This is a genomic window from Pseudomonas sp. MWU349, from assembly GCF_017947325.1.
Lineage (GTDB): Bacteria > Pseudomonadota > Gammaproteobacteria > Pseudomonadales > Pseudomonadaceae > Aquipseudomonas > Aquipseudomonas protegens.
In genome coordinates this window covers 1,283,123-1,305,522 of the sequence record NZ_JAFEVP010000001.1, presented here as the reverse complement: position 1 = coordinate 1,305,522, position 22,400 = coordinate 1,283,123, and the positions used below count along the sequence as shown (strand labels likewise).

At 55.3% G+C, this 22,400-nt stretch carries 19 protein-coding genes and 1 pseudogene; 16 read left to right on the top strand and 4 right to left on the bottom strand.

Going from position 1 to position 22,400, the window contains the following annotated elements:
• Positions 1–95: 95 nt before the first annotated feature.
• Positions 96–863, bottom strand: a complete 768-nt coding sequence (locus tag KCG88_RS05700; protein ID WP_210711939.1) for a transporter substrate-binding domain-containing protein — start codon at positions 861–863, stop codon at positions 96–98.
• Between the two features lie 308 nt (positions 864–1,171).
• Here KCG88_RS05700 and KCG88_RS05695 point away from each other — a divergent pair.
• From KCG88_RS05695 to KCG88_RS05625, 15 genes and pseudogenes are all read left to right on the top strand, one after another.
• Positions 1,172–1,987 (top strand): annotated as a pseudogene (locus KCG88_RS05695) (ABC transporter transmembrane domain-containing protein); the annotation flags it as partial.
• An 807-nt stretch (positions 1,988–2,794) separates the two neighbouring features.
• Positions 2,795–4,144 (top strand): Wzz/FepE/Etk N-terminal domain-containing protein, encoded by a 1,350-nt coding sequence (locus tag KCG88_RS05690; protein ID WP_248766242.1) that lies wholly within the window; start codon positions 2,795–2,797, stop codon positions 4,142–4,144.
• A gap of 241 nt (positions 4,145–4,385) precedes the next feature.
• A complete protein-coding gene (gene rfbC / locus KCG88_RS31185) occupies positions 4,386–5,369 on the top strand; it encodes a dTDP-4-dehydrorhamnose 3,5-epimerase (protein ID WP_210711938.1) in 984 nt (327 codons plus the stop codon).
• Positions 5,356–6,030 carry an acetyltransferase gene (locus KCG88_RS05680; protein WP_210711937.1) on the top strand — a complete coding sequence of 225 codons (675 nt, stop codon included), beginning with the start codon at positions 5,356–5,358 and terminating at the stop codon, positions 6,028–6,030. Before rfbC ends, KCG88_RS05680 begins: the two co-directional genes overlap by 14 nt.
• A gap of 8 nt (positions 6,031–6,038) precedes the next feature.
• Positions 6,039–6,956 carry a hypothetical protein gene (locus KCG88_RS05675; RefSeq protein WP_210711936.1) on the top strand — a complete coding sequence of 306 codons (918 nt, stop codon included), beginning with the start codon at positions 6,039–6,041 and terminating at the stop codon, positions 6,954–6,956.
• The gene (locus tag KCG88_RS05670) at positions 6,953–7,888 is read left to right on the top strand and encodes a GNAT family N-acetyltransferase (protein ID WP_210711935.1); all 936 of its coding nucleotides are present in this window, start codon (positions 6,953–6,955) and stop codon (positions 7,886–7,888) included. Before KCG88_RS05675 ends, KCG88_RS05670 begins: the two co-directional genes overlap by 4 nt.
• The gene (locus KCG88_RS05665) at positions 7,885–8,985 is read left to right on the top strand and encodes a DegT/DnrJ/EryC1/StrS family aminotransferase (protein ID WP_210711934.1); all 1,101 of its coding nucleotides are present in this window, start codon (positions 7,885–7,887) and stop codon (positions 8,983–8,985) included. Before KCG88_RS05670 ends, KCG88_RS05665 begins: the two co-directional genes overlap by 4 nt.
• Before the next feature lie 61 nt (positions 8,986–9,046).
• Positions 9,047–10,297 carry an O-antigen translocase gene (locus KCG88_RS05660; protein WP_210711933.1) on the top strand — a complete coding sequence of 417 codons (1,251 nt, stop codon included), beginning with the start codon at positions 9,047–9,049 and terminating at the stop codon, positions 10,295–10,297.
• Positions 10,298–10,344: 47 nt separating this feature from the next.
• Entirely contained in the window at positions 10,345–11,304 is a 960-nt protein-coding gene (locus tag KCG88_RS05655) for a glycosyltransferase (RefSeq protein WP_210711932.1), read from the top strand.
• A 426-nt stretch (positions 11,305–11,730) separates the two neighbouring features.
• Entirely contained in the window at positions 11,731–12,867 is a 1,137-nt protein-coding gene (locus KCG88_RS05650; protein WP_210711931.1) for an NAD-dependent epimerase/dehydratase family protein, read from the top strand.
• A 10-nt stretch (positions 12,868–12,877) separates the two neighbouring features.
• On the top strand, positions 12,878–13,444 hold the full coding sequence (locus KCG88_RS05645; RefSeq protein ID WP_210711930.1) for a DapH/DapD/GlmU-related protein: 567 nt from the start codon (positions 12,878–12,880) through the stop codon (positions 13,442–13,444).
• Positions 13,441–14,433 carry a hypothetical protein gene (locus KCG88_RS05640; RefSeq protein ID WP_210711929.1) on the top strand — a complete coding sequence of 331 codons (993 nt, stop codon included), beginning with the start codon at positions 13,441–13,443 and terminating at the stop codon, positions 14,431–14,433. The genes KCG88_RS05645 and KCG88_RS05640 overlap by 4 nt, the downstream gene beginning before the upstream one ends.
• Positions 14,430–15,374, top strand: coding sequence for an NAD-dependent epimerase/dehydratase family protein (locus KCG88_RS05635; RefSeq protein WP_210711928.1), 945 nt, complete (start codon positions 14,430–14,432; stop codon positions 15,372–15,374). The genes KCG88_RS05640 and KCG88_RS05635 overlap by 4 nt, the downstream gene beginning before the upstream one ends.
• A 260-nt stretch (positions 15,375–15,634) precedes the next feature.
• Entirely contained in the window at positions 15,635–17,644 is a 2,010-nt protein-coding gene (locus KCG88_RS05630) for a nucleoside-diphosphate sugar epimerase/dehydratase (RefSeq protein ID WP_246882555.1), read from the top strand.
• Positions 17,645–17,776: 132 nt separating this feature from the next.
• Positions 17,777–18,952 (top strand): hypothetical protein, encoded by a 1,176-nt coding sequence (locus KCG88_RS05625; protein WP_210711927.1) that lies wholly within the window; start codon positions 17,777–17,779, stop codon positions 18,950–18,952.
• Between the two features lie 31 nt (positions 18,953–18,983).
• On the opposite strand, the gene KCG88_RS30890 is transcribed toward KCG88_RS05625, so the two are convergent.
• The 3 genes from KCG88_RS30890 to KCG88_RS30880 all read right to left on the bottom strand — a co-directional run bounded on the left by KCG88_RS30890 (position 18,984) and on the right by KCG88_RS30880 (position 20,210).
• Positions 18,984–19,511 (bottom strand): hypothetical protein, encoded by a 528-nt coding sequence (locus tag KCG88_RS30890; RefSeq protein WP_348984523.1) that lies wholly within the window; start codon positions 19,509–19,511, stop codon positions 18,984–18,986.
• Positions 19,512–19,691: 180 nt separating this feature from the next.
• Positions 19,692–19,883, bottom strand: a complete 192-nt coding sequence (locus tag KCG88_RS30885; protein ID WP_246882554.1) for a hypothetical protein — start codon at positions 19,881–19,883, stop codon at positions 19,692–19,694.
• Between the two features lie 180 nt (positions 19,884–20,063).
• Positions 20,064–20,210 (bottom strand): hypothetical protein, encoded by a 147-nt coding sequence (locus tag KCG88_RS30880; RefSeq protein WP_246882553.1) that lies wholly within the window; start codon positions 20,208–20,210, stop codon positions 20,064–20,066.
• A 450-nt stretch (positions 20,211–20,660) separates the two neighbouring features.
• On the opposite strand from KCG88_RS30880, the gene KCG88_RS05615 reads away from it, so the two are divergent.
• Positions 20,661–22,352 (top strand): SulP family inorganic anion transporter, encoded by a 1,692-nt coding sequence (locus KCG88_RS05615; RefSeq protein WP_210711926.1) that lies wholly within the window; start codon positions 20,661–20,663, stop codon positions 22,350–22,352.
• The last annotated feature ends 48 nt before the right edge of the window (positions 22,353–22,400 follow it).

Genomic DNA, 22,400 nt, shown 5'->3' with positions numbered 1-22,400 from the left:
GTGCTCGGACCCGCGGCGGTGCTTTGCAGAGGCTTGCCGGATCGGGACGCCGGCTATGCCAACGCGCCCCGGGCTCTGCGCAGCACAGGGGCCGGTCAGGGAGCGTCGAGGTAGGATTTTCGCATTCTCTCCAGCGTGCCGTCCTTGCGCAGCCCCTCGACCGCCGCGCGCAGCTTGCGCACCAGTGTCGCATTGCAGTTTCTGGAGCAGGCCAGGTACAGATCGGTGCTCATAAAGACCGGACTGACCTGCAACGGCTGAGTCGACACCTTGCGCCAGATGCTATGGGTTTCGGGAATGCCGTTGAACCAGGCGTCGACCCGTCCCATCAGCAGCAGTTGCGCCGGGTTCTCGCCAATTTCAAACGGATAGATCTGGTTGTCGCCAAAGCCTTCAGCCCGAAGCTTCTGCTCTTGGGCACTGCCTCGGCCAACGGCGATCCGAGCGAAGGTTTCCCGTGCCTGCTGTAGGGTTTCGACGCGCGTGTGCAGGCTGAAGAAGGCTCTGTCCATGGTCATGATGGGCGCGATCCAGGTGTAATCGGCTTCTCTTTCCGGCGTGCGCGACAGCGGAATGATCAGCTTGTCGACGCCTTTGCGCACGCTTTGCTGGGCTCGTGCCCAGGGCACTTCGATAAAATGCAGCGTATAACCGGCCCGGGTCGCCGCTGCCGACGTCGCATCACCGACGATGCCATGCAGGCCGGTCTGCTCCAGCATCGATAAAGGCGGCGCCTCGGCAATGTACAGGTCGAAGCGAAGGGACTCTGCGCCAGACACCGAAGGCACCCAGGCCATCAGAGTGAGCAGCGGCGTCAGGATCAGCACCCCCCACTGGCGCAACGATTGACTCACTTGAGTCATGGCAGTAACTCAACAGACAGTGGCATTTCATGCTCTCGGATTAACGCTGCGTATTCGACACGTGCAGAGACCGACCCGTAACGACCTGCAAAACATGCCGCCAAGATTAGAGGGTTATGTGCAGAGACGGTTGGGTTTGATGGATTATTTTGACCGCTGAGATTGCTCTCGCGGTTCACGGCTGGTGCAACCGGTGAGGGCAGCTACTGGTACGCGCTGATACTCACGTTGAACAGCCTTGGGCAGCGCAATATCAGTAGCCTCGCCACTCTCGCCTCCCTCTCCAGCCTGGGGCCAGGGTTCTCTGCATGCGCCGTATGAACATGCGGGGCATTTGCGGGACAGCCTTTACCGCAAGCCGCGGCCCGCAATCCCTGGACCCTAATCCTTCGCGGGACCTGCGCCAGGCGGTCAGGGACTACGCACGCAACGCCGGTGTCGATCTGCACCTTGAACGCCTGGCGCTGACCCGACTGACCCCGAAGATGCTGCCCCTTGCCTGGCGCAATCAGAGCGGCGAATTCATGTTGCTGGCGCGGCTCTCGGACACCCAGGCGCTGGTGCAGCGACCTTCAATGCCGACCCCGGACATGCTCGATCGCCTGCAGTTGGCCGAGCAGTGGAGCGGGGAGGTGATTCGCCTGTGCAAGCGCGGTTTGCGCTTCGATCTGTCCTGGTTTGTACCGGAGCTGCTGCGCCATCGGCGGATACTCGGCGAAGTGCTGCTGTGCTCGCTGTTGCTGCAGGCGCTGGCCCTGGCGACGCCGTTGTTCTTCCAGGCGGTGATGGACAAGGTCATGGTGCACCGGGCGCTGTCGACCCTCGACGTGCTGGTGATGACCCTGGTGGTGGTGGGCCTGTTCGAGGTGCTGTTCAAGGGCTTGCACGAATACCTGGCGGCGCACACCGCCAATCGCATCGACATCGGCCTTGGGGTCAAGCTCTTGCGCCAGCCTGGCGGTGGAACCGCGCATACAGCGTCTCTGGGAGTCGAAGGCGGCACATATGGTCGAGGCCGAGTTTGTCGCCAGACCCTGGGCAGCGCCATCAGTCAGAACGTGATGCTGTTGCAGAAAGTCAAGGCAGTGGCGGTGACTTGTTGGGGCGCTAACCGGGTCATCGACTCCGGATTCGGTTGCCCGTTGACTCTTGAGCTCGATGAGCACCTGGAAGCATTCCATCTCGGGCATTAGGATATCGAGGATGATCAGGTCCGGCCTGGCATTACGAGCCTGCGTCAGGCCACGATCGCTGTTCTTGGCCAGTAGCACCTAATATTCTCTGGTCAGGGTCTTGGACAGCACGATCAAGAATTACGGATCGTCGTCGATCGCTAGGAGGATATATGGCTTGGGAACATGCTCTGCCGGCGTGACGAGGGGCTTGGGAAAAAGAGGCCGGCGGTCTAGCGTATTTGATTAGGGGGGGCACCTAACTTCTAAGAGCGATCGCCCGATTTGATCAAGAGCGCATCAGGAGATTAGAGTGCTGGTGTTTATAGCTATGGCAAAGTCCATGACGACCTGCGAGAGGGCGGAGAGTTGTGGTCTACGGATGGTGAGGCTGGCGTGTCTTGAAGGTTTTCTCTCTCAGAGGTTCGAGTCGCCGAGGCAATTATCATGACAACGCTTACGGTGTCGGGGACAGTCTTGAGTTCGAAAACTTTACGCAACGAGCTTACGAGGCGTCTAAAAAAACCATGGCGATTCAGATCGCAAACGTTTGCCGTTAGCCTTGACGGGCCTTGTTAGGTGACTTATTTTTTTGATCGGAAAAGGTGACGAGAAAGTGGCTTTTTTCTTGCAAAGGTTCGTGATGCTGGCAGAATGCGAGCTGTTTTTATTAAAGTAAAAAGCTGTTGGCTTCGCTAGACCTTAGAAAGCGGAAGAGGTCGACACGGATACGTATAAAATTCCAAGGTAGGCCTGATAGTGAGCAGCATCAATCATTTTCCGTCCTCTTCAGCACCAGCTGAAATCGACCTCTATGCCTTGATAGGTTCAGTCTGGAAGCAAAAGCTTCTGATTCTTCAGCTGGCCGGTAGCATGGCTCTGTGTGCCGGCATTTATGCATTTCTTGCGACCCCGGAGTACCGGGTAACCAGTGTATTGCGGCCTGTTTCCATCAAACACCTCGATTCGCTCAACCACTCAGGGATTTATTCCATTTCGCCTGAGTCGGCACTTTTCAAAATTGCCGGAGCAATGGAGTCATATGAGGTTAGGCTGGCGTTCTATCGCGAAAATATTGACCTTTTCAAAGGCTTGGAAAGAACAGGAAACAGCTTTGAGCAAAACTTCGAAGACTTCAATCGTGATTTCCTGCGAGTGAAAGTTGATGATGGAACGAAGGCTGTTAGCTTACCTCCATCGATATCACTGGAGCTTAATTATTCTCGTGATTTGGATGGAGCTCAAGTGCTCAACAGCTTCGTGGATTTTGTCGTGCGTGCCGAGCGGCAGCGTATCGCGGGCGACTTTGATGTGGTTCTTAAGAACCGCATTGGTGAAATCGACAAGGCTCTGGACGCTGCGCGTGCGGCCTATGACATTGATAAGCGCGCTCGAATTGCTCGTCTTCAGGAAACTGACGCCATCCGCCGTGCGCAACTTCAGGACGAGCTTAGTGCTTTACGTCAGCAATTGAAAACTGCCCGCAATTACCGAATTACTCAACTCACTGAATCGATCAACATTGCTCGCTCGCTTGGCATTATCAAGCCCACAGCACCTTCCGCCTTGGGGGATACTGCATACAAGAATCCGACGAACGTGATTCGTACCGAGGTAAATTATCAGCAGATTCCGCTTTACTTTATGGGGGTCGAAGCGTTGGAAGCTGAGCGTAGGGCGCTGCTTCAGCGTAAATCGGACGAGTTTACAGAGGGGCGTGTGGCGCAAATTTTCCACGAGTTACAAATGCTGCAAGATAACCGTGAAGTTGAAATGCTCAAGAAGCGCTCCAATGAGGATCTGTTCCTAGCCAATGTCGAAGGGCAGCGTAGCGAGCGTTTGCGTCTCTCAACATTGACTTTCGATAGTCAAGCGTTACAGCTAGTGGATATCGACCGCTATGCCGTAAAGCCGGTATCGCCAATCAAACCTAATAAATCCCTCCTGATTGTGCTGGGCGGAGTGTTAGGACTGATTCTTGGTATTTCTATTGCCTTGTTGCGATATCTCATTTGCAGTAGAAAAACGGTCGTCGTCAGTCCTGCTACGTTGGACAACCCTGTCTCGGCGCTGCATGTGACTCCTACCAAGACGCTGGTGCATGACTGAATAGGTACCAGAGCGCTTGTCTTGTCGTCTCACCACGTTTTAATGGTATCAGTGGAGTGGCGGCTCATTCTATAATTCTGCATTTTGCGCCGTAGTCGGGCCTTTTAACGGTCGATGAGGGGGCGCCGCCGACCTACGATGGTGTCGTCTCGTGGTCTCGCACGATCCTCCTGAATGCTTTCATGGGGCTAGGCTACGGGCCGGTAAAATATGCTTCGCATATTGAATGGAGCTATTGTTTTTGAAACTTACCCAGACAAGGATTCCTGATGTCGTTGTTATCGAGCCTGATGTATTTGACGATGATCGCGGCTGGTTTATGGAGACCTTCAACGAACCTGCATTTCATGCACACCTGAGAGCCTTGGGGCTTCCGCATCCTCGCCCGTTCATTCAGGACAATCATTCCAGCTCGAAGAAAGGTGTACTACGAGGTTTACACTTCCAGTTCGCACCACGTGCGCAAGGCAAGCTTGTTCGTGTAATAAATGGGGCTGCCTGGGACGTTGCCGTGGATATCCGCAAAGATTCGCCCACCTATGGACTGTGGGTCGGAGAGAAACTGACTGCAAAAAATCGCAAGATGATGTGGATTCCCGAAGGTTTTGCTCATGGTTTCATTGCCCTCGAAGACGATACCCACTTCCTTTACAAGACCACTGACATTTACAGCAAGCAGAGTGAGGGTAGCCTCGCATGGGATGACCCTGACCTGGCCATCCAATGGCCTGGTATTGATGAGCTGAATGTTAGTGAGAAGGACCGTCAGGCTCCTGCATTCAAGGATTTCGACGGTGTGGATGTGCCAGCTTCACACTCTGATGTTTTGCTTCAGCAATTCCGGGTGATCGGTGATGAGCGCGGTAGCCTGATTTCGCTTGAATGCGCTGATAACGTGCCTTTTATTATCAGGCGCGTGTATTACATTTTCGGTACTCGGGCTGACGTCAGTCGCGGTTTTCATGCCCATCGCGATCTGCAGCAACTGGCCATTTGTGTCTCCGGCAAATGTCGGATGACCTTGGACGACGGCCACAGTCGCCAGGATGTCTGGCTAGACGAGCCGAACAAGGGTGTCCTTATTCGCAATCTTATCTGGCGAGAAATGCACGACTTTAGTGAAGACTGCGTGCTGATGGTACTCGCTAGTGGGCACTACGATGAATCGGACTACATCCGTAATTACGAGGATTTTGTGAAGGAGGTTGCCAATGGAAAAAAATAATAAACTAGTTATTGTTGGAGCTGGCGAGCTCGCAATGATCGCGTACGAGTACTTCACCTACGACTCCTCCTACGAAGTTGTTGGCTTTGCTGTCGAGCGTGACTATCTGCAGGAGGAATCCCTGTATGATCTGCCGATCGTAGCATTCGAGGACTTGCAGCAGCACTTTCCTGCCGAAACACATGAAGCCTTCGTGGCAATTCCCGCTTCTGGCCTGAACCGACTGCGTACCCGTCTGTATCTGGCAGTGAAGGAGCTTGGGTATACCTGCGCAACCTATATCAGCTCTCGCGCCTTCGTCTGGCGCAATGCAAAAATTGGCGATAACTGCTTTATCTTTGAGCACAACACCGTCCAGCCTTTCGTCGAGATTGGTAACAACGTGATTCTGTGGAGTGGCAACCACATCGGTCATCGTTCGGTGATCGAAGACAACTGTTTTTTGTCTTCCCACGTAGTCGTTTCCGGTTATTGCCGGATCGGTAGCTCTTCGTTCATTGGCGTCAACGCGACAATTAACGACCGGATCAATATCGCACGTGATTGCGTGGTGGCTTCTGGTTCGCTCGTAAACAAGCACTTGCAGGAGCCGGAGCGCATTTACTATGGCGCCCCGGCTCAGGAGCTACCCAAGAAAAGTGCACTCAAGGTCAAGTTTTAGGAAGCCTCATGAACTGGAAAAAGCTAGGGTTGGTGTTCTCTCAGGATGGGAGTGTAGCTTGGCGCAGAAACTCAGCCTTGACTCCGACCCCCTTTCTGCTGAACGAACGGATCATTCGCATCTATGCGGGTTTCCGCGATGATGATGGCATCAGCCGAATCGGTTATGTCGACGTAGACAGCCAGGACCCCACGCGGGTCATCAAAGTATCCGACAAGCCGGTGCTGGATCGCGGTCGGGACGGCTGTTTCGATGATAATGGCGTGATCATGGGTGATGTGGTTCGTGATGGCGAGCTCCTGCGTATGTATTACGTGGGTTTCCAACTGGTTAAACGTGCCAAGTTCCTGGCGTTTACGGGGTTGGCTGAAAGCCGCGATGGAGGGGAAACGTTCCAGCGCGTCAGCGAGGCTCCGGTCCTGGATCGCTCCATCGAAGGCAATACCATTCGTGCAGTGCACACTGCTTTATATGAGAACGGTGTGTGGAAGATCTGGTATGCCGTTGGTGATGATTGGCAGATGATCAATGGCACACCCTATCCGAAGTACAACATCTGGTATTCCGAATCTCCCGATGGTCGTGCTTTTGCTCCGCGAGGCACGCGATGCGTGGATGTCCAGGGCGACGAGTACCGCATAGGCCGGCCTTCAGTATATAAGACTGCTACTGGTTACATGATGTTCTACACTAAGGGAGGAACCAGTGGTGACGACTACTTCCCGGGCGTTGCCTACTCGGTTGACGGCGTACATTGGGAGCGAAAGGATGAGACTTTTGGTCTGGCACTTTCCGAGTCTGGCTTCGATAATCGCCACCTGTGCTATCCGCGCCTGGTAACCGCAGGTTCGCGCACCTTCTGTTTCTACAACGGAAACAACATGGGTAGTGAAGGCTTTGGTGTGGCGGAGTTGCTGGCAGAATGAAATGCGTTGTCTATCAACCTGAAGCTCGGCAGGAATGGGATGAGTGGGTTGAAGCTGCTCGCACCCCTCTGTTCTTCTTCAAACGAAACTTCATGGAGTACCACGCCGACCGATTCAAAGATGCGTCGCTGATGTTCTACGAGGAGGACAAGCTGGTTGCCGTTCTCCCGGCGTCGCAGCGCGGTGGCGAATTGGTCAGTCATGGCGGCTTGACGTTCGGCGGCCTTGTATTCAACGCCAAGGTGCGGGCTAACACCGTGCTTCAAGTATTCGAAGCACTGGTCACTCATGCTCGTAATTCCGGTTGCAAACGCATTCTTTACAAAACCATTCCTTATGCCTTCGCCAATCAGGGCGCGCAGGAAGATCTGTACGCCCTGACTCACTTCGGTGCCCGCTTGGTGCGTCGTGATTTGTCTAGCGTGATCCACCTTGATAGCCGACCCAAACTGTCCAAGGGGCGCAAATGGCTGATTGCAAGAGCTGCCAAGCTGGGCCTTGACGCGACGGTGTCAAACGATTGGGATGCATTCATCACTCTGCTAGGTGAAGCCCTGGAGCGCCACGGCGCAAAACCAGTGCACACAGCGGATGAATTGCGTTTGTTACAGTCGCGATTCCCGAAGAATATTGAGCTCAAGACCACCTGGCACGAAGGTCGGCTGGTGGCAGGGGCGGCGCTATTCCACTTCGGGCAGGTGACCCATACCCAGTATCTTGCAACTAACGATGAGGGCAAGGACATGGGGGCCCTGGACGCCCTGATCGAGACTTGCATTCGCGAAAGCGAAGGCAGCGGTGCCAAGTACTTCAGTTTTGGTATTTCCACAGAAGATGCAGGCAAGACATTGAACTCCGGTTTGATCAACCAGAAGGAGAGCTTTGGCGCGCGTGGAATGGTTCTGGACTTTTACGAGATCAGCATAAAGTGATTAGCTTCCTCGATCTGAAAAAACTCAACGCGGCCTACGCTAGCGAACTGCAAGAAGCCTGTGCCCGGGTCATTGATTCCGGCTGGTATATCGGAGGCCAGGAGCTCGCCTCGTTCGAGCGTGAGTTTGCCGATTACTGTGGTGCCAGTAATTGTGTTGGCGTAGCCAATGGACTAGACGCCTTGACCCTAACCCTGCGCGCCTGGAAGGAAATGGGCCGCCTGCGTGAGGGAGATGAGGTCATAGTACCCGCCAATACCTACATAGCCAGTGTGCTGGCCATTACCGAGAACCGCCTGGTACCGGTGTTCGTCGAGCCGGATCCGGCTACCTTCAACCTGTCAGCCACCGGTGTGCACGCCGCGCTGACCGAGAAGACGAAAGCCATTATAGCGGTGCACCTGTATGGCCAATTGGCGGATATGCCGGGCATAATGGATCTGGCGCACGAGCGCGATCTGCTAGTCCTGGAAGACGCTGCACAATCCCACGGTGCCAGCATCGATGGCCGCAAGGCGGGGTCATGGGGGCACGCTACTGGTTTCAGCTTCTACCCGGGGAAAAACCTCGGCGCGCTGGGTGACGCAGGCGCCTTAGTGACCAACGACGCTGAACTGGCGAAGGTGGTCCGCGGTCTGGGCAACTATGGCAGCTACAAGAAGTACGAAAATCAATATCAGGGCGTGAATAGCCGCCTGGATGAAATCCAGGCCGCCATGCTAAAAGTCAAACTGGCACACTTGGATAGTGAAATCGCCGCTCGGCGCCAAGTGGCCGATGCTTATCGCGCTGGCATCAACAACGCCTTGATACAGTTGCCGGCTGTGGTGGATGAGTACGCACATGTCTGGCATCTGTTTGTGGTTCGTTGCGAGCGCCGTGACGAGTTGCAGACGTTTCTTACCGAGCAAGGTGTGCAGACCCTGATCCACTATCCGATCCCTCCGCACAAGCAGCAAGCCTATGCTGCTTATGGCTCGCTTTCCCTGCCGACTACCGAGACCATCCATCGTGAAGTGCTGAGTCTGCCGATCAGTCCTATAATGAGCGACGACGAAATCGCCACAGTGGTGCGTGCGATCAACGCATTCTCCTGACATCACGTCACTGGTCGGGAGGGGGAACGCCCGACCTTTTTTGGTTTTGGTCCACAGTCCATTGAATATATTCAAGACAAGTATTCTCACGGCGATCGCCACGGCGGCCCGGCTGCTGTCGGGCTTTATCGTAATGAAGCTGGTGGCCGTGCTTTCAGGGCCACAGGGTGTTGCCCAGCTCGGGCAGTTTATGAGCCTAACCGCGTTGCTCGTGGTATTCGCCGGCGGCGGAGTTGGACCTGGCGTCGTCAAATATCTTGCGGAATACAAGGGGGATAACGAAAAGGTCCGGATTCTACTCAGCTCGGCGTTCAGCTTCACCCTCATCGCATCCCTGAGTATGTGTGTTTTGGTGTTGCTGTTCAGCCGCACCATCGCCGACTTGCTGTTGGAAAGCCAGGAGTTTCAGTGGCTGATTGTGGTTCTGGCGATAGCGCAGATGTTCGTCGCCATGCACAACCTGGTCATTGCTACCGTCAACGGCATGATGGATGTCAAGCGCCTAGCGCTGATTCACGTCTCCGGCTCCGCTTTGGGGGTGGTGCTGCCGTCAGTGCTGGGCTACTACTACAAGCTTGATGGCGTACTACTAGCATTTGTTATAGGTCAGGCCGCGCTGCTGCTTATCAGTTTTTCAGCCTACAAATGCGCCGGTTACTTCAGTTGGTCGAACATTGTCTGGAACTCTGATCGCCAGAGCTTTTCCCGCCTTGCCCGTTTTTCCCTGATGACGCTGACCTCAGCGCTGATGGCGCCAATCGTCCAGATCGCGGTACGTAACTACCTCGCGGGGGAGTTTTCATGGGAGGAGGTGGGGTACTGGCAGGCGGTGTCCAAGGTGTCCGAAGCCTATTTGCTGTTCATCACTATGGCAATCAGTGTCTATTATCTGCCGAAGCTATCGGCGCTGACTGAACGCCAGGAGTTCAAGGATGAAATCCGCAAGGGTTTCCTTGTCCTTATGCCACTGGTCGCGCTCTCTGCGTTGATAATTTATTGGTGTCGTGAACTAGTGACCAATATCCTGTTTTCTAACGATTTCCACGGGGCGTTATACCTCTATGCGCCGCAATTGATTGGTGACGTTGTCAAAGTGGCGGCCTTTTTGTTGTCCTATGTCATGCTGGCGAAAGCTATGACACGAATATTCTTTATTTCGGAAGTGGTTTTTGGTCTCACCTATTTTATCTTGGTGGTGTTGCTTACCCAGCAGTTCGGACTTATTGGTTCTATGTATGCATTCATCGTCAATTATCTGATCTATTTTGTTTTTTCCGTAATAGTTGCTTCGCGCTACATAACTAAAATGTAATAAGGCGTCGCCGTAGTGATGCGGCTGCCAAAGGGAGAAGTTCTAGTATGGCTGTGGTTAGCGTAATGATGCCAACATACAACGCGGAGCTGTACATTGCCGCCGCGCTGGACTCGATTCTTCAGCAGGATCATGCCGATATCCAGATCGTTGTGTCTGATGATGCCTCGAAGGACAAAACTCAAGCCATCATTCGCGAATATGCCGAGCGCTTTCCGCAAAAGATCAGGGCCATATTCAACGAACAGAACGTTGGGGTGACTCGAAACTGTAATATAGCCCTTAATCAATGTACCGGCGACTATGTTTCGCTATTCGCTGGCGACGACCTGATGCTGCCCGGTAAGCTGTCCAGCCAGGTAGCGCTGATGGAGAGCGATCCTGAGTGCGTTCTGTGCTATCACCCGGTTGAAATCTTCGATTCTGATACAGGAAAGACTTTTTTCGTAACCAATCAGCACCCGCGAGAAGATGTTTACAGCTGTCAGGATCTGCTGTTGAAGGGCGGCATTCCAGGGGGGTGCTCGATCATGCTACGGCGTACAGCGTTGCCCCAAGGTGGCTATGACGAACGCTTGAAGACAGTTAGCGACTGGCTGTTCTTTCTGGAAATTTCCATGCAGGGGCGTCTGCGCAAACTTGACAAGGTATTGGCTCGTTATCGCAAGCATGCCGGTGGTGCGAGCCGCCTGACCTATCAGTTGCTCACCGAGTCCCTGAAGGCCCTCGATCTATTCCAGCAGAAATTCCCCGAGCGCCGCGAGTTATCGCCACTAATTGCTCAGGCCAAAGCGCGTTATGTTGCAGGCGAAGCCTTCCGGCAACTGAATGAAGATCCGGCCCTTGCATTGAAACTGGCCGGCGAGGTGTTGGGCTATCAAAGAAGTGTGAAGTACTATGCACTGTATATGGCGGCATGTGTGAATTGCCATGTGCCGGGCGGGCGTTTGTTGCTGGGTTGGGTTTCGACGCGACTGAAGTATTTCTTAAAGCGTGTTGCGGGCTAAGAATGGTATTCTGTTCGCTCTGTAAAATTTTGGCATATTGCTGGCGAAATGATACGTCATCGCTTTCATCTCTATCAACTTTGACGTGAAGTCAAGAAGCCTTCAATGATTCAAGTGTTCATGTTTTTCGACTATAGCTCATTGTAGGGGGGCGTATCTTATTGCGGTCAGTATTCAAAGATCTTCGACTACTGGATGCTTAAGCTTCACCGAATCAGTTGGTTAATATGATCATTGCTGTTCATATTGCTATCTAGCCCTCTTGAGGAGTGGGGGGCGAATCATATGATTCTTAACTTTTAATACTGTTTGTGGTAGATTTCGCCCATTTGGTTATGCCGATTTTAACCACGGCCCATAACTTTAAGCGCGTTGCTCCGGTTGAAGCACCGACAACGCATGCACGCCGACTTCTAGGAGAGGAAAATGTCAAAAAAAGTACTTGTGACCGGCGGCGCTGGCTTCATTGGTTCCCATCTGATTCCAAAGTTAATAGCGTCTGGCTATCAAGTGCGTGTGCTGGACTCCCTGTCTCCACAGATTCACGGAGTGATTCCCCGTGATCTGGACTGGCTCAGCGGTGAAGGAATCGAATTCCTGCGAGGTGATGTCACCCGCCGCAGCGACTGGGAAGAGGCTTTGCAAGTTGTCGACGCGGTTGTTCACCTGGCCGCGGAAACAGGTACTGGGCAATCAATGTACCAAGTCGCTCGCTACAATGAAGTGAACAGTCAGGGGACTGCTCTGATGTTCGATGTGCTCGGCAAGATGGAGGCCCATCAGGTCAAGCGCGTAGTGCTGTCGTCCAGTCGCTCCATCTACGGCGAAGGTGCCTATGTGCATCCGCAGACAGGAGTCCGTATCTATCCATCGGCGCGTACTGGCGAACAACTGCAAAAGCAGCAATGGGAGCCGGTCTGCCCGGACACCGGTGCAGCGCTGCAAATGGTTGCCACCCATGAGACCGACTTGGTATCTCCAGCCTCCATCTATGCCGCGACAAAGTATGCTCAGGAAGACCTGGTACGTATTGGCTGCCAGTCGATGGGTATTGGCTATGCCATGTTGCGACTGCAGAACGTTTATGGCGAGCGTCAGTCGCTGAACAACCCTTACACCGGCATTCTCTCGATCTTCTCCACTAAAATTCGCCGTAATAGCGAACTGCCACTTTTTGAAGATGGTGAAGAAAGCCGCGACTTCATCCATGTCGAAGACGTCACCGACGCTCTGCTGGCGGCGGTGGCTGTAGAAAATGCGCCTAATACCTCCATCAACGTGGGCAGTGGCATTGCTACATCAGTTCGCAACGTTGCCGAAGAACTATCACGCGCTTTCGGCAAGACACCAAACTTAACGGTTACCGGTCAGTTCCGCATTGGGGATATCCGGCACAACTTTGCCGATATTTCGCGCCTGGAGGAGCTTCTGGGCGTCAAACCGAAGGTTTCTCTGGCCCAGGGTTTGCGGCGATTTGCGCAGTGGGTCAGCAGCCAACCCTTGCCGGAGGACCAGTTGGAAAGGGCTAACCAGGAATTGCGGGACCGGAAACTGATGAACTGAAGGCTTCCTCATGAAGACGGATGAAATTGGGCTGTTTCGTTTACTGACCATGGATGCCAGGCGTCATCGGGAATTGCTCGGTGGACGTGTAGACGTATCGCTACCGAGACTATGCTTGGGCATGTTGTCGCCACGCTTTGTGCCGGTACTCTTGTGCCGGTTAGCCTACACCTGTCAAAGAATGCGCCTGTCGCCCTTGGCGAAGATTTTTTCGCTGCTGAACTTCATGTTCTTCGGGATTGAAATCGCCTCGGCGTGTCCCATTGGTCCGGGTCTGTTTTTCCCGCATACCCAAGGTACCGTGATCGGCGCCTACCGCATCGGTAGCAACGCCATCATCTACCAGGGGGTAACGGTCGGTGCCCGTGATCTGGATTTTACCTACGACGAGCACCACCGTCCGGTGCTGGGTGATGGGGTGATGTTAGGCGCCGGGGCCAAGGTACTGGGCGGAATTCAGCTGGGCGACGACGTCACCGTAGCGGCCAACGCAGTACTATTGATGTCGATACCTGACCATTCGGTGGTCGGTGGTATTCCGGCGAAGATTGTTAAGACGCGGAATGATGCAGTTTGAAGTATTCACTGGCGAATAAGAAAGTGCTACTGGTTGCTCCCCAGTTTTTTGGGTACGAGCAGGAAATACGCGGCGAAATAGAGCGGCACGGTGCAAAGGTGGACTTTCTACTCGATCGTCCATTTACTTCGGCGTTTCTCAAGGCGGTTACACTCTGGCGGCGTCGTTGGGTAATGGCTGCCGCAGAGCGCTATTACCAGAAAAATACCGATACCAGTGCCGACTACGACTATGTCTTCGTAATCAACGGCCAGACGCTGTCTGCACAGACACTGGAGCAGTGGCGCAGCCACTTCAAGCGGGCGAAGTTCTTCCTCTACATGTGGGATTCCTTCGGCAATCGCAAGGATGTAGTGGCCAACTTGCGCTATTTCGATCATGCCTTTACCTTTGACCGCGACGATGCGACCAATCACCAAATCCATTTTCGTCCGTTGTTTTTCTCCAAGGGTTTTGAAATCGGCGCCAATACCCAGGTGCAGTGGGATGTCAGTTTTATTGGCACGGCCCATACCGACCGTTATGCCGTGGCCTCCAAGGTTGCCCGACAACTGGGTAGCAGCGTGCGGGCACATTGGTATCTATTTCTCCAAGCCAAGTGGGTTTACTGGCTGTACAAGGTCATCAATCCAGGATTCCGTCCGGCAAAGCAGAGCGATTTCAGGTTCGACCCACTGACCAAAGCTGATGTGCAGAGGGTCTTTTTCGGTTCGGCCGCAGTGCTCGATATCGAGCACCCACGCCAAACCGGTTTGACCATGCGGACGTTGGAAACCCTCGGAGCGCGCAAGAAACTGATCACTACCAATGCTAGCGTGGAGTCCTACGACTTTTTTTTGGCGAGTAATATCTGTGTGATTGATCGGGATAACCCGTTGATCCCGGAGGAGTTTCTTCAAAAACCCTACATTGACGTAGACCCTTCCATCTATCAGCGCTATCGGCTCGAAGGCTGGCTGGATGAATTATTGGAGAAAGAACTGGGATGAGGATTCTGGTAACGGGAGCAAATGGATTTATCGGACGGGCCTTGTGCCAAGTCCTAGTGGCCCGCGGAGATGAAGTACTCGGGCTGGTCCGCTCGGGCAAGTCCGATGTTGCAGGGGTGACGGTGATCCCGACTGCTCTGGATAATGAGGTGGCTCTGCAGAAGGCGCTCGAAGGCGTCGAATGCGTTGTCCATCTGGCAGGGCGGGCCCATCTGATCGTTGATACTGCGGCGGACCCGTTGGCCGAGTTTCGCGCGGTCAACCGTGACGCGACACTTCGTCTCGCGTCTCTGGCCCAGGAAGCGGGAGTACGCCGCTTCGTGTTCATGAGTTCCATCGGGGTGAACGGCTCCCATAGCGGGACTCAAGCTTTTTCCGAATCCAGTCCGGCTGCTCCGCATGCCGACTACGCGCAATCCAAGCTGGAAGCCGAGCAGGGGCTACGCACGCTGATGGCTGGAGGACCGACCGAGCTGGTGATCATTCGTCCTCCGTTGGTCTACACGGCTCATGCGCCCGGGAATTTCCGCCGCTTGCTGAAACTGGTTTCCAGCGGTGCACCATTGCCATTTTCCCTAGTGCACAACCGGCGCACCATGCTCGCCTTGGAAAACCTTCTCGATTTCATCCTCCTCAGCACCACCCATCCTCACGCCGCCAACCAGCTATATTTAGTCGCTGATGCGCAGTCCTTGTCGACCCGGGAAATAGTCGAGTACCTTGCCCAAGGCATGTCGCGCCGCTGCATCAATTTGCCGGTCCCAGCGTTCGTCCTGCGTATGGGGTTGACCGCCTTGGGCAAGGCCTCCCTGCATACCCAACTGTGCTGTTCCCTGGTCATCTCCACTGACAAAGCCCGCGATCTTGGATGGGTGCCAAGGATAACGGCGCGGGATGCTTTGATCGCTGCCGGTCGCAACTATCTTGCGATGCAACGCTAATTGATCTTCCGTATTAGCGGTTAATCTGGCAGTGACGGCAATCAACCCAATGTGGCTGTTGCCACAGGAATGGATGGTCGCTTGTTCTGAAGTAGATGGGGGATCAGTCTGATTGCTGCCTAATCTTCCGTCGATCGCCCTCACCGTTCGAACTAATGCCGGCAAGCAGGAAAAATGCCGGACGCAAGGCTGGTTGGTGTTGTCATTCGTCGTGACGGTGCAAACTCCAGCAAAATAGTATGAGATTGGAAATATTTACGATGTCTGAAGGATTTATGGATAAATTCAGGACCAAATTGCTTGGTTTGCCTCGCAGGTACAAGCGATTGATCCAAGTGGCCGCTGATATCGTTCTGGTCTGGTTGGCGCTGTGGTTGGCATTCGTCGTGCGTCTGGGTATCGACGAGATGATCAACCCCATGGTTATGCACGGCTGGCTGTTCTTCGCCGGTCCGGTCATCGCGATTCCCCTGTTCATTCGGTTTGGCATGTACCGTGCTGTAATGCGTTACTTTGGCAACGATGCCTTAGTTGCCATCATCAAGGCTGTCAGCATGTCGTCACTGATCCTGACGCTGGCTGTCTACTGGTATAGCAACCATCAGGTTGTGGTGCCACGCTCGATCATCTTCAACTACTGGTGGCTCAGCCTGATCATGATAGGTGGTTTGCGCTTGGTTATGCGTCAGTACTTCCTAGGGGACTGGTTTGCAGCCGTGCAACATGTGCCCTTTTCCAACCGAGACGATGGTCTGACCAAGGTTGCTATCTACGGCGCGGGTGCCGCTGGCAACCAACTGGTCGCTGCGCTACGTATGGGGCGGGTGATGCGCCCGGTGGCATTTATAGACGATGATCCTAGCATCGCAAATCACGTGATCTCCGGTTTGCCAGTCTACTGTCCTGAAGATATCCAGAAGTTGATCGAAGTTTCAGGAATTCAGGAGATCCTTCTCGCCGTGCCTTCAGCAAGCCGCGTGCGGCGTCGCGAAATTCTTGGTCACCTCGAAAGTTATCCCCTGCACGTGCGCAGTGTGCCGAGCTTCATGGACCTAGCCAGCGGCCTGGTAAGAGTCGATGACATCCAGGAAGTAGATATCGCTGACCTGCTCGGACGCGATTCAGTGCCTGTCCAGGAGAACTTGCTGGAGCACTGCATTAAGGGTAAGTCGGTGCTGGTGACCGGCGCAGGTGGTTCTATCGGTTCGGAACTGTGCCGGCAGATCCTTGGCCTGCAGCCCACCACGTTACTGCTGTTCGAGCACAGCGAGTTCAACCTCTACAGCATTCTCAGCGAGCTTGAGCAACGGGAGACTCGCGAGTCGCTGGCAGTGAGGGTTTTACCAATTCTTGGATCGGTCCGCAACGCAGCACTACTGCAGGACATCATGCAAGCTTGGCGGGTCGATACGGTATACCACGCTGCTGCTTACAAGCATGTGCCGATGGTCGAGCACAACATCGCCGAAGGCGTACTCAATAACGTCATCGGTACTCTGAACACTGCCCAGACCGCATTGCGTGCTGGGGTGGCGAACTTCGTGCTGATCTCCACCGACAAGGCAGTACGCCCAACCAATGTAATGGGTAGTACCAAGCGTCTGGCGGAGATGGTCTTGCAGGCGCTGAGCAAGGAAGTAGCGCCGTCGCTATTTGGAGAAAACGGCAACGTCTCTCAGGTAAACAAGACCCGTTTCACTATGGTTCGTTTTGGCAACGTGCTGGGTTCTTCCGGTTCGGTAATCCCCCTGTTCCACAAGCAGATCAAGGCGGGAGGTCCGCTGACCGTAACCCATCCCAAGATCACCCGTTATTTCATGACCATCCCGGAAGCCGCCCAGTTGGTGATCCAGGCAGGATCCATGGGGCAGGGCGGTGATGTGTTCGTGCTGGACATGGGCGAGCCAGTACGTATTGTCGAACTGGCGGAAAAGATGATCCACCTGTCCGGTTTGAGTGTACGTTCTGATAAAAATCCCCGGGGCGATATTTCCGTCGAGTTCACGGGGCTGCGTCCCGGAGAGAAGCTCTATGAAGAATTGCTGATCGGTAAAAATGTCGTCGCTACGCCACACCCGATGATCATGAGCGCCAACGAAGACTATCTCGATTGGGGCGAGTTGAAAGGGCGGATCAATGAGTTGCTCACGGCAGTTGAGAACGACGACTATCCACGGGTACGGCAGCTATTGCGAGAGACCGTGAGCGGCTATTCGCCGGATTGTGAAATTGTCGACTGGATCTATCAACAACGCCGACTCAATCCCTGATCAGGCGGAGCGCTAGGATAATCCACCGTCGGTGCTGGATGCCTCGTTGACGCAGCAGACGGCTAGCACCTGCGAGGCTCAGTCAGTGCGTTTTTTACATATCCTCAAAACGAGAGGCACCAAGGAGTTTTAATGCGTGTGGCTGATTCAGGACTGCAACGCCCCGTCGTCAGAAGCGGTTTTTTAGGCAAGCTATTCTGCCTCTGTTTCCTGCTGGCTCCAATTCTAGCCAACCTGAACGGGATTGGAAAATTCTCCATCGGCGACCTGATGGTTTTCTTCTGCTTGCTCATTGGTGTCTTGTCACTGCGCAAGATCGATATTTTCTGCTTGCTCGGTCTGTTTTCGATAATTGTCCAGTCCTGCGTCTCTATATTCTTCTATATGAATCACTATCCGGATGGCATTTTCATCTTGGCCAGGATGGCATTGTACATGTCGTCTTTTTTCATTTTCTTGGCGCTCTGCCGACAGCCTGACTTCTCCGCCCCCCTGATCAGCGGATATTTGAGGCTCTCGATAATTTTCTCGGTCCTGCTGATCGTTCAAGTTTTGGCTTATCACTTATTCGGAGTGGTTTTCACCTATATCCATACGCCGCTGGATATCCAGCCCAACTCGGTACTGGGATTGGATATCGCTACCCAGGGCTTCCGCAGCGGCGGTTTGTTCAAGGAGCCAAGTTACTTTGCGACTTTCGTTGCGCCTGCAGTCATCTATGCGGCGGCCTGCAAGCGCTACTGGCTCTGGAGTCTGTTCAGTGCAGCGATCGTGCTATCAACGTCCTCCCTGGGTTTCATTTTTATCGCGCTGTCGCTGATACGTTTTCTCAGCCCGCGCAGCTTGGTAGTTTTTCTGCCGATCGGACTAGTTTTCGCCATATTGATTCTGTCTGGGACGGTTCCGATCCTACCCGACCGGGTCATGGAGACCCTGGAGGGCGGCGGCAGTTTGTCCATTCGCGTGGTGGAACCGTTCACTCGGGTGTTCATAGAAAGTGAAAACCTCTTCCTACCAAGCTACGAGGCATTGAAGGATTTAGCCGACCCAAGCATCGCCGCGGGGATCTGGTTCAACTCTTTTACCTACTCTGTAGTAGTCTACGGGATTCTCGTACTGATTCCTCTGCTACTGATGCTATTGGCCATCGGCGTGACCTGCGTGCCGCTGGCGACAATCCTTTTGGTGACGGCTAATGGTTTGACGAATCCTTATTTTGTAGTTTCCATCGTGTCCCTGAGTGTGCTCATGCTGAGTCTCAAGCCACGACATGAATACTCGGTGTCCGGCTCCCACGAAGCATTCTGAAATATGCTTGGGCTGACATTCCGTCTGCAGGCTACAGCGGCAGGGCCTCGCTGCTTGGCGGCGCTTCGACCTCAACGGTTTGCGCTTTAACTGGTTCTGGCTGCTCAGGTCCTGGCAACACCGGCGCATCTTCACCCCGTGGCAGTTCTTCGATGCAGTTCAGCACGTCTTCCGGGGCCAGCAGGCAGTCATGGTCGAGTACGTCGATGACTTTCCAGTCGAAACTGCGCAGCATGGTTAGGCGGAAGATGTAAAGCTCACGCATGCTGGCAGTGGCAGCCGCGTCACCGTCCAGCAGCACGCCGAGGCTGAACTGTTCGCCGTTAGCATCACTGATTGCTAGGTCGCAGCGGAACTGCGAGCGTCCGACGTATTTTTGCACCGTATGTCCGCGCTTGCGCAGCGCGGCGGCGAGGGCCACGCGCAGGCTGACGACAAAGGATTGCTTGGCGCTCGGGTTGAGGTTGGCAAGAATTCCCTGAAAGCGCGGCGCCGTCGTTACCCAGGAGGTTCTCCAGGCTTTTGACGAACAGGCCATTGAACTGCCCGGCGTCTTCACGCACGTACTCGTGGTCAAGGCGCGTTGCAAACGTCGCGTCGCCGACGGCCAAGTCTTCCAGGGTCTGCTCGATGACACCTTGCTGGGCTTCGGAGAAGGCTACGATGCCCAGGCTCAGCCCGGTTTCGCGTTGCGGCAAATCATGTGCCAGGTTGGCGATGTAGTGCCGCATGGGCCGGGTCAGGGCGCTCGATACGAGTCGGGGATGGTAATCAGCCGTCCTTCGTAGAACGCAGCGTTGGAGAAACTGATCAACGCTTCATGGCGGCTACGGTAGTGCCAGGCCAGAAGGGTCGCCGTCAGATTGCGCGGGGCTTGGCTCCGCAGGCTGTAGGCATCTAGGTTGATTGCAATCTGTTCGCAGTCTTCCATGGCATCGTCCTAGTCGCCGTAGCGCCGTAGCAGGCGTTGCTGCTCAGCTTGCAGTCCAGCGGTCGCACGGTGTTCGTCGGCTAGGTTTTCGAGCGCGCCGCGGTAGTTGGGGCGGTTGGTGTGCTGGCTGAAGTCGTAGCGCTGTTGCATTTCGTCACGCAGCCGCCACCAGGACGTTTGTCAGCGCAGCGGCGCGGTTTCCAGCCGCTGCGCCAGGTCCTGGGCGGCTAGGGGAGCGAGTTTGTCACGCCAATGGTGGATGGTTTCACGAGCGTTGTGCTGTTGCACGGTCAGCGTCTGTAACGCCGCCTGTTCGGCGTGCTGCACCTGGGCCCCAGCCTACGCCGACTCCAGCAGGAGGACTTGAGTAACTGCTCGCGCTATCCATCAGTACGCTGGCTTCATTCAGGGATGCCTTGAGTTGGCCATAGGCATGTTCTTGGGTAATCAGGGTTGCGGCCGGGTGGCCAAAACTGTCGAGGTCAAAGCGCTCATAGAAGGCCTGATACAGTCGCCCGGTCAGTTCACTCTGCGCCTGCACAGCGGAGGCTTGGGCTAGCATCCCGGTATCAGTGATCGGCAATAAAAGCGGAGCCTACTCAGGGGGGAAATTACTTGCGAAAGTACATAACCCCTTCGATCGACGTATAAGCTGCCCCAGCTCATGGCGCTCAGTTGGCCGATCCGCTTGAATTGCGCCCCGTATCGCCTGGCCAGGAAAGAAGGCTGCCCGGGCGTAGGCAAAGAATAAAACGGATTATTTCGAAAGGACCCGGCATGTCGTTATCTCGCTGTCTATCTGGCCTGTCCAACTTGCTGCACTACCGCCGCGAATGGTTGCGCGCCGACCTGCGGGCCGGCTTGTCCGTGGCGGCTATCCAGATCCCGATCGCCATCGCCTATGCGCAGATTGTCGGCCTGCCACCGCAGTACGGGCTTTACGCCTGTGTACTGCCGATGATCGTCTATGCCTTGATCGGCAGCTCGCGGCAACTGATGGTCGGCCCCGATGCCGCCACTTGCGCCATGCTCGGCGGGGCTGTGGCGCCTTTGGCCATGGGCGACCTGCAACGTACCGTCGAGTTGTCGATGATCGTCACCGTGCTGGTGGGCCTGATGCTGATTGCCGCCGGGATCGCCCGGGCAGGTTTTATCGCCAGCTTCTTCTCGCGGCCGATCCTCATCGGTTACCTCAACGGGATCGGTCTGAGCCTGATCGCCGGGCAAATGGGCAAGGTGGTGGGTTTCAAGATCGAAGGCGACGGTTTCATTCTGGGGCTGGCGGACTTTCTCCAGCGCCTGGGGGAGATCCATGGCCTGACCCTGGCCGTCGGCCTGGCCAGCCTGGGGCTTTTGATCTGGCTGCCACGACGCTACCCGCGCGTACCTGCGGCGCTGCTGACGGTGGCGCTGTTTACCTTGCTGGCCGGGCTATTGGGCTTCGACCGCCTCGGGGTGGCGATCCTCGGCCATGTGCCGGCCGGGATGCCGGAGTTGTCCTGGCCCAAGACCACCCTGGAGGAAAGCAAGAGCCTGCTGCGCGACGCGCTGGGCATCGCCACTGTGAGTTTCTGCAGCGCCATGCTCACGGCCCGCAGTTTCGCCGCACGCCATGGCTACGCGATCAACGCCAACCATGAATTCATCGCCCTGGGCCTGAGCAACCTGGCGGCCGGTGCCTCCCAGGGCTTTGCCATCAGCGGCGCAGATTCGCGCACCGCGGTCAATGACATGGCCGGAGGCAAGAGCCAGTTGGTGGGCATCATCGCCGCCCTGGCGATTGCGCTGATTCTGCTGTTTTTCACCGCGCCCATGGCGTGGATTCCGCAGCCGGCCCTGGGCGCGGTGCTGTTGATGGCGGGCTGGGGCTTGCTCGACGTCAAGTCCCTGAAGCAAATCTACCGACTCAGCCGCTTCGAGTTCTGGCTGTGCCTGCTGACCACCGTCAGTGTGCTGGGGCTGGGCGTGCTGCCGGGCATCATCTTCGCCGTGACCCTGGCCATCCTGCGTCTGCTGTACAGCATCTACCAACCCACCGACGCGGTGCTGGGCTGGATGCCGGGCATCGAGGGCCAGGTGGACATCCGCCAGTACCCGCAAGCCCGCACTGTGCCCGGCCTGGTGGTGTATCGCTTCGACGACGCGATCCTGTTCTTCAACGCCGACTACTTCAAGATGCGCCTGCTGGACACCGTGCAGCGCGAGAGTGAACCCGAGGTGGTGCTGTTCGATGCCGAGGCGGTGACCGATATCGATGTCAGCGGCATCGCGGTGCTGCGGGAAATCCGCGAGACCCTGGCCGCCCAGGGCATCTACTTCGCTATCGCCCGTGCCCGCGGTACTTTCCTGGCGATGCTGAAACGCTCGGGTATGACCCGGGAAATGGACGGCCAGCTGCTGTTCAGTTCAGTGCGTTCGGGGATCAGGACCTACCGCATATGGCGCAACAGCATGCGCGGCAAGCAATGATGCAGAGGAGGGTGGCCGGCAGGGAGCGACCCTGCCGGCGCTTGATCT

Coding starts and splice junctions, on each gene's coding strand:
- KCG88_RS05700 (WP_210711939.1), bottom strand. CDS start 863: ATGACTCAAGTGAGTCAATCGTTGCGCCAGTGGGGGGTGCTGATCCTG.
- KCG88_RS05680 (WP_210711937.1), top strand. CDS start 5,356: ATGGAAAAAAATAATAAACTAGTTATTGTTGGAGCTGGCGAGCTCGCA.
- KCG88_RS05675 (WP_210711936.1), top strand. CDS start 6,039: ATGAACTGGAAAAAGCTAGGGTTGGTGTTCTCTCAGGATGGGAGTGTA.
- KCG88_RS05670 (WP_210711935.1), top strand. CDS start 6,953: ATGAAATGCGTTGTCTATCAACCTGAAGCTCGGCAGGAATGGGATGAG.
- KCG88_RS05655 (WP_210711932.1), top strand. CDS start 10,345: ATGGCTGTGGTTAGCGTAATGATGCCAACATACAACGCGGAGCTGTAC.
- KCG88_RS05650 (WP_210711931.1), top strand. CDS start 11,731: ATGTCAAAAAAAGTACTTGTGACCGGCGGCGCTGGCTTCATTGGTTCC.
- KCG88_RS05645 (WP_210711930.1), top strand. CDS start 12,878: ATGAAGACGGATGAAATTGGGCTGTTTCGTTTACTGACCATGGATGCC.
- KCG88_RS05635 (WP_210711928.1), top strand. CDS start 14,430: ATGAGGATTCTGGTAACGGGAGCAAATGGATTTATCGGACGGGCCTTG.
- KCG88_RS05630 (WP_246882555.1), top strand. CDS start 15,635: ATGTCTGAAGGATTTATGGATAAATTCAGGACCAAATTGCTTGGTTTG.
- KCG88_RS05625 (WP_210711927.1), top strand. CDS start 17,777: ATGCGTGTGGCTGATTCAGGACTGCAACGCCCCGTCGTCAGAAGCGGT.
- KCG88_RS30885 (WP_246882554.1), bottom strand. CDS start 19,883: ATGGAAGACTGCGAACAGATTGCAATCAACCTAGATGCCTACAGCCTG.
- KCG88_RS05615 (WP_210711926.1), top strand. CDS start 20,661: ATGTCGTTATCTCGCTGTCTATCTGGCCTGTCCAACTTGCTGCACTAC.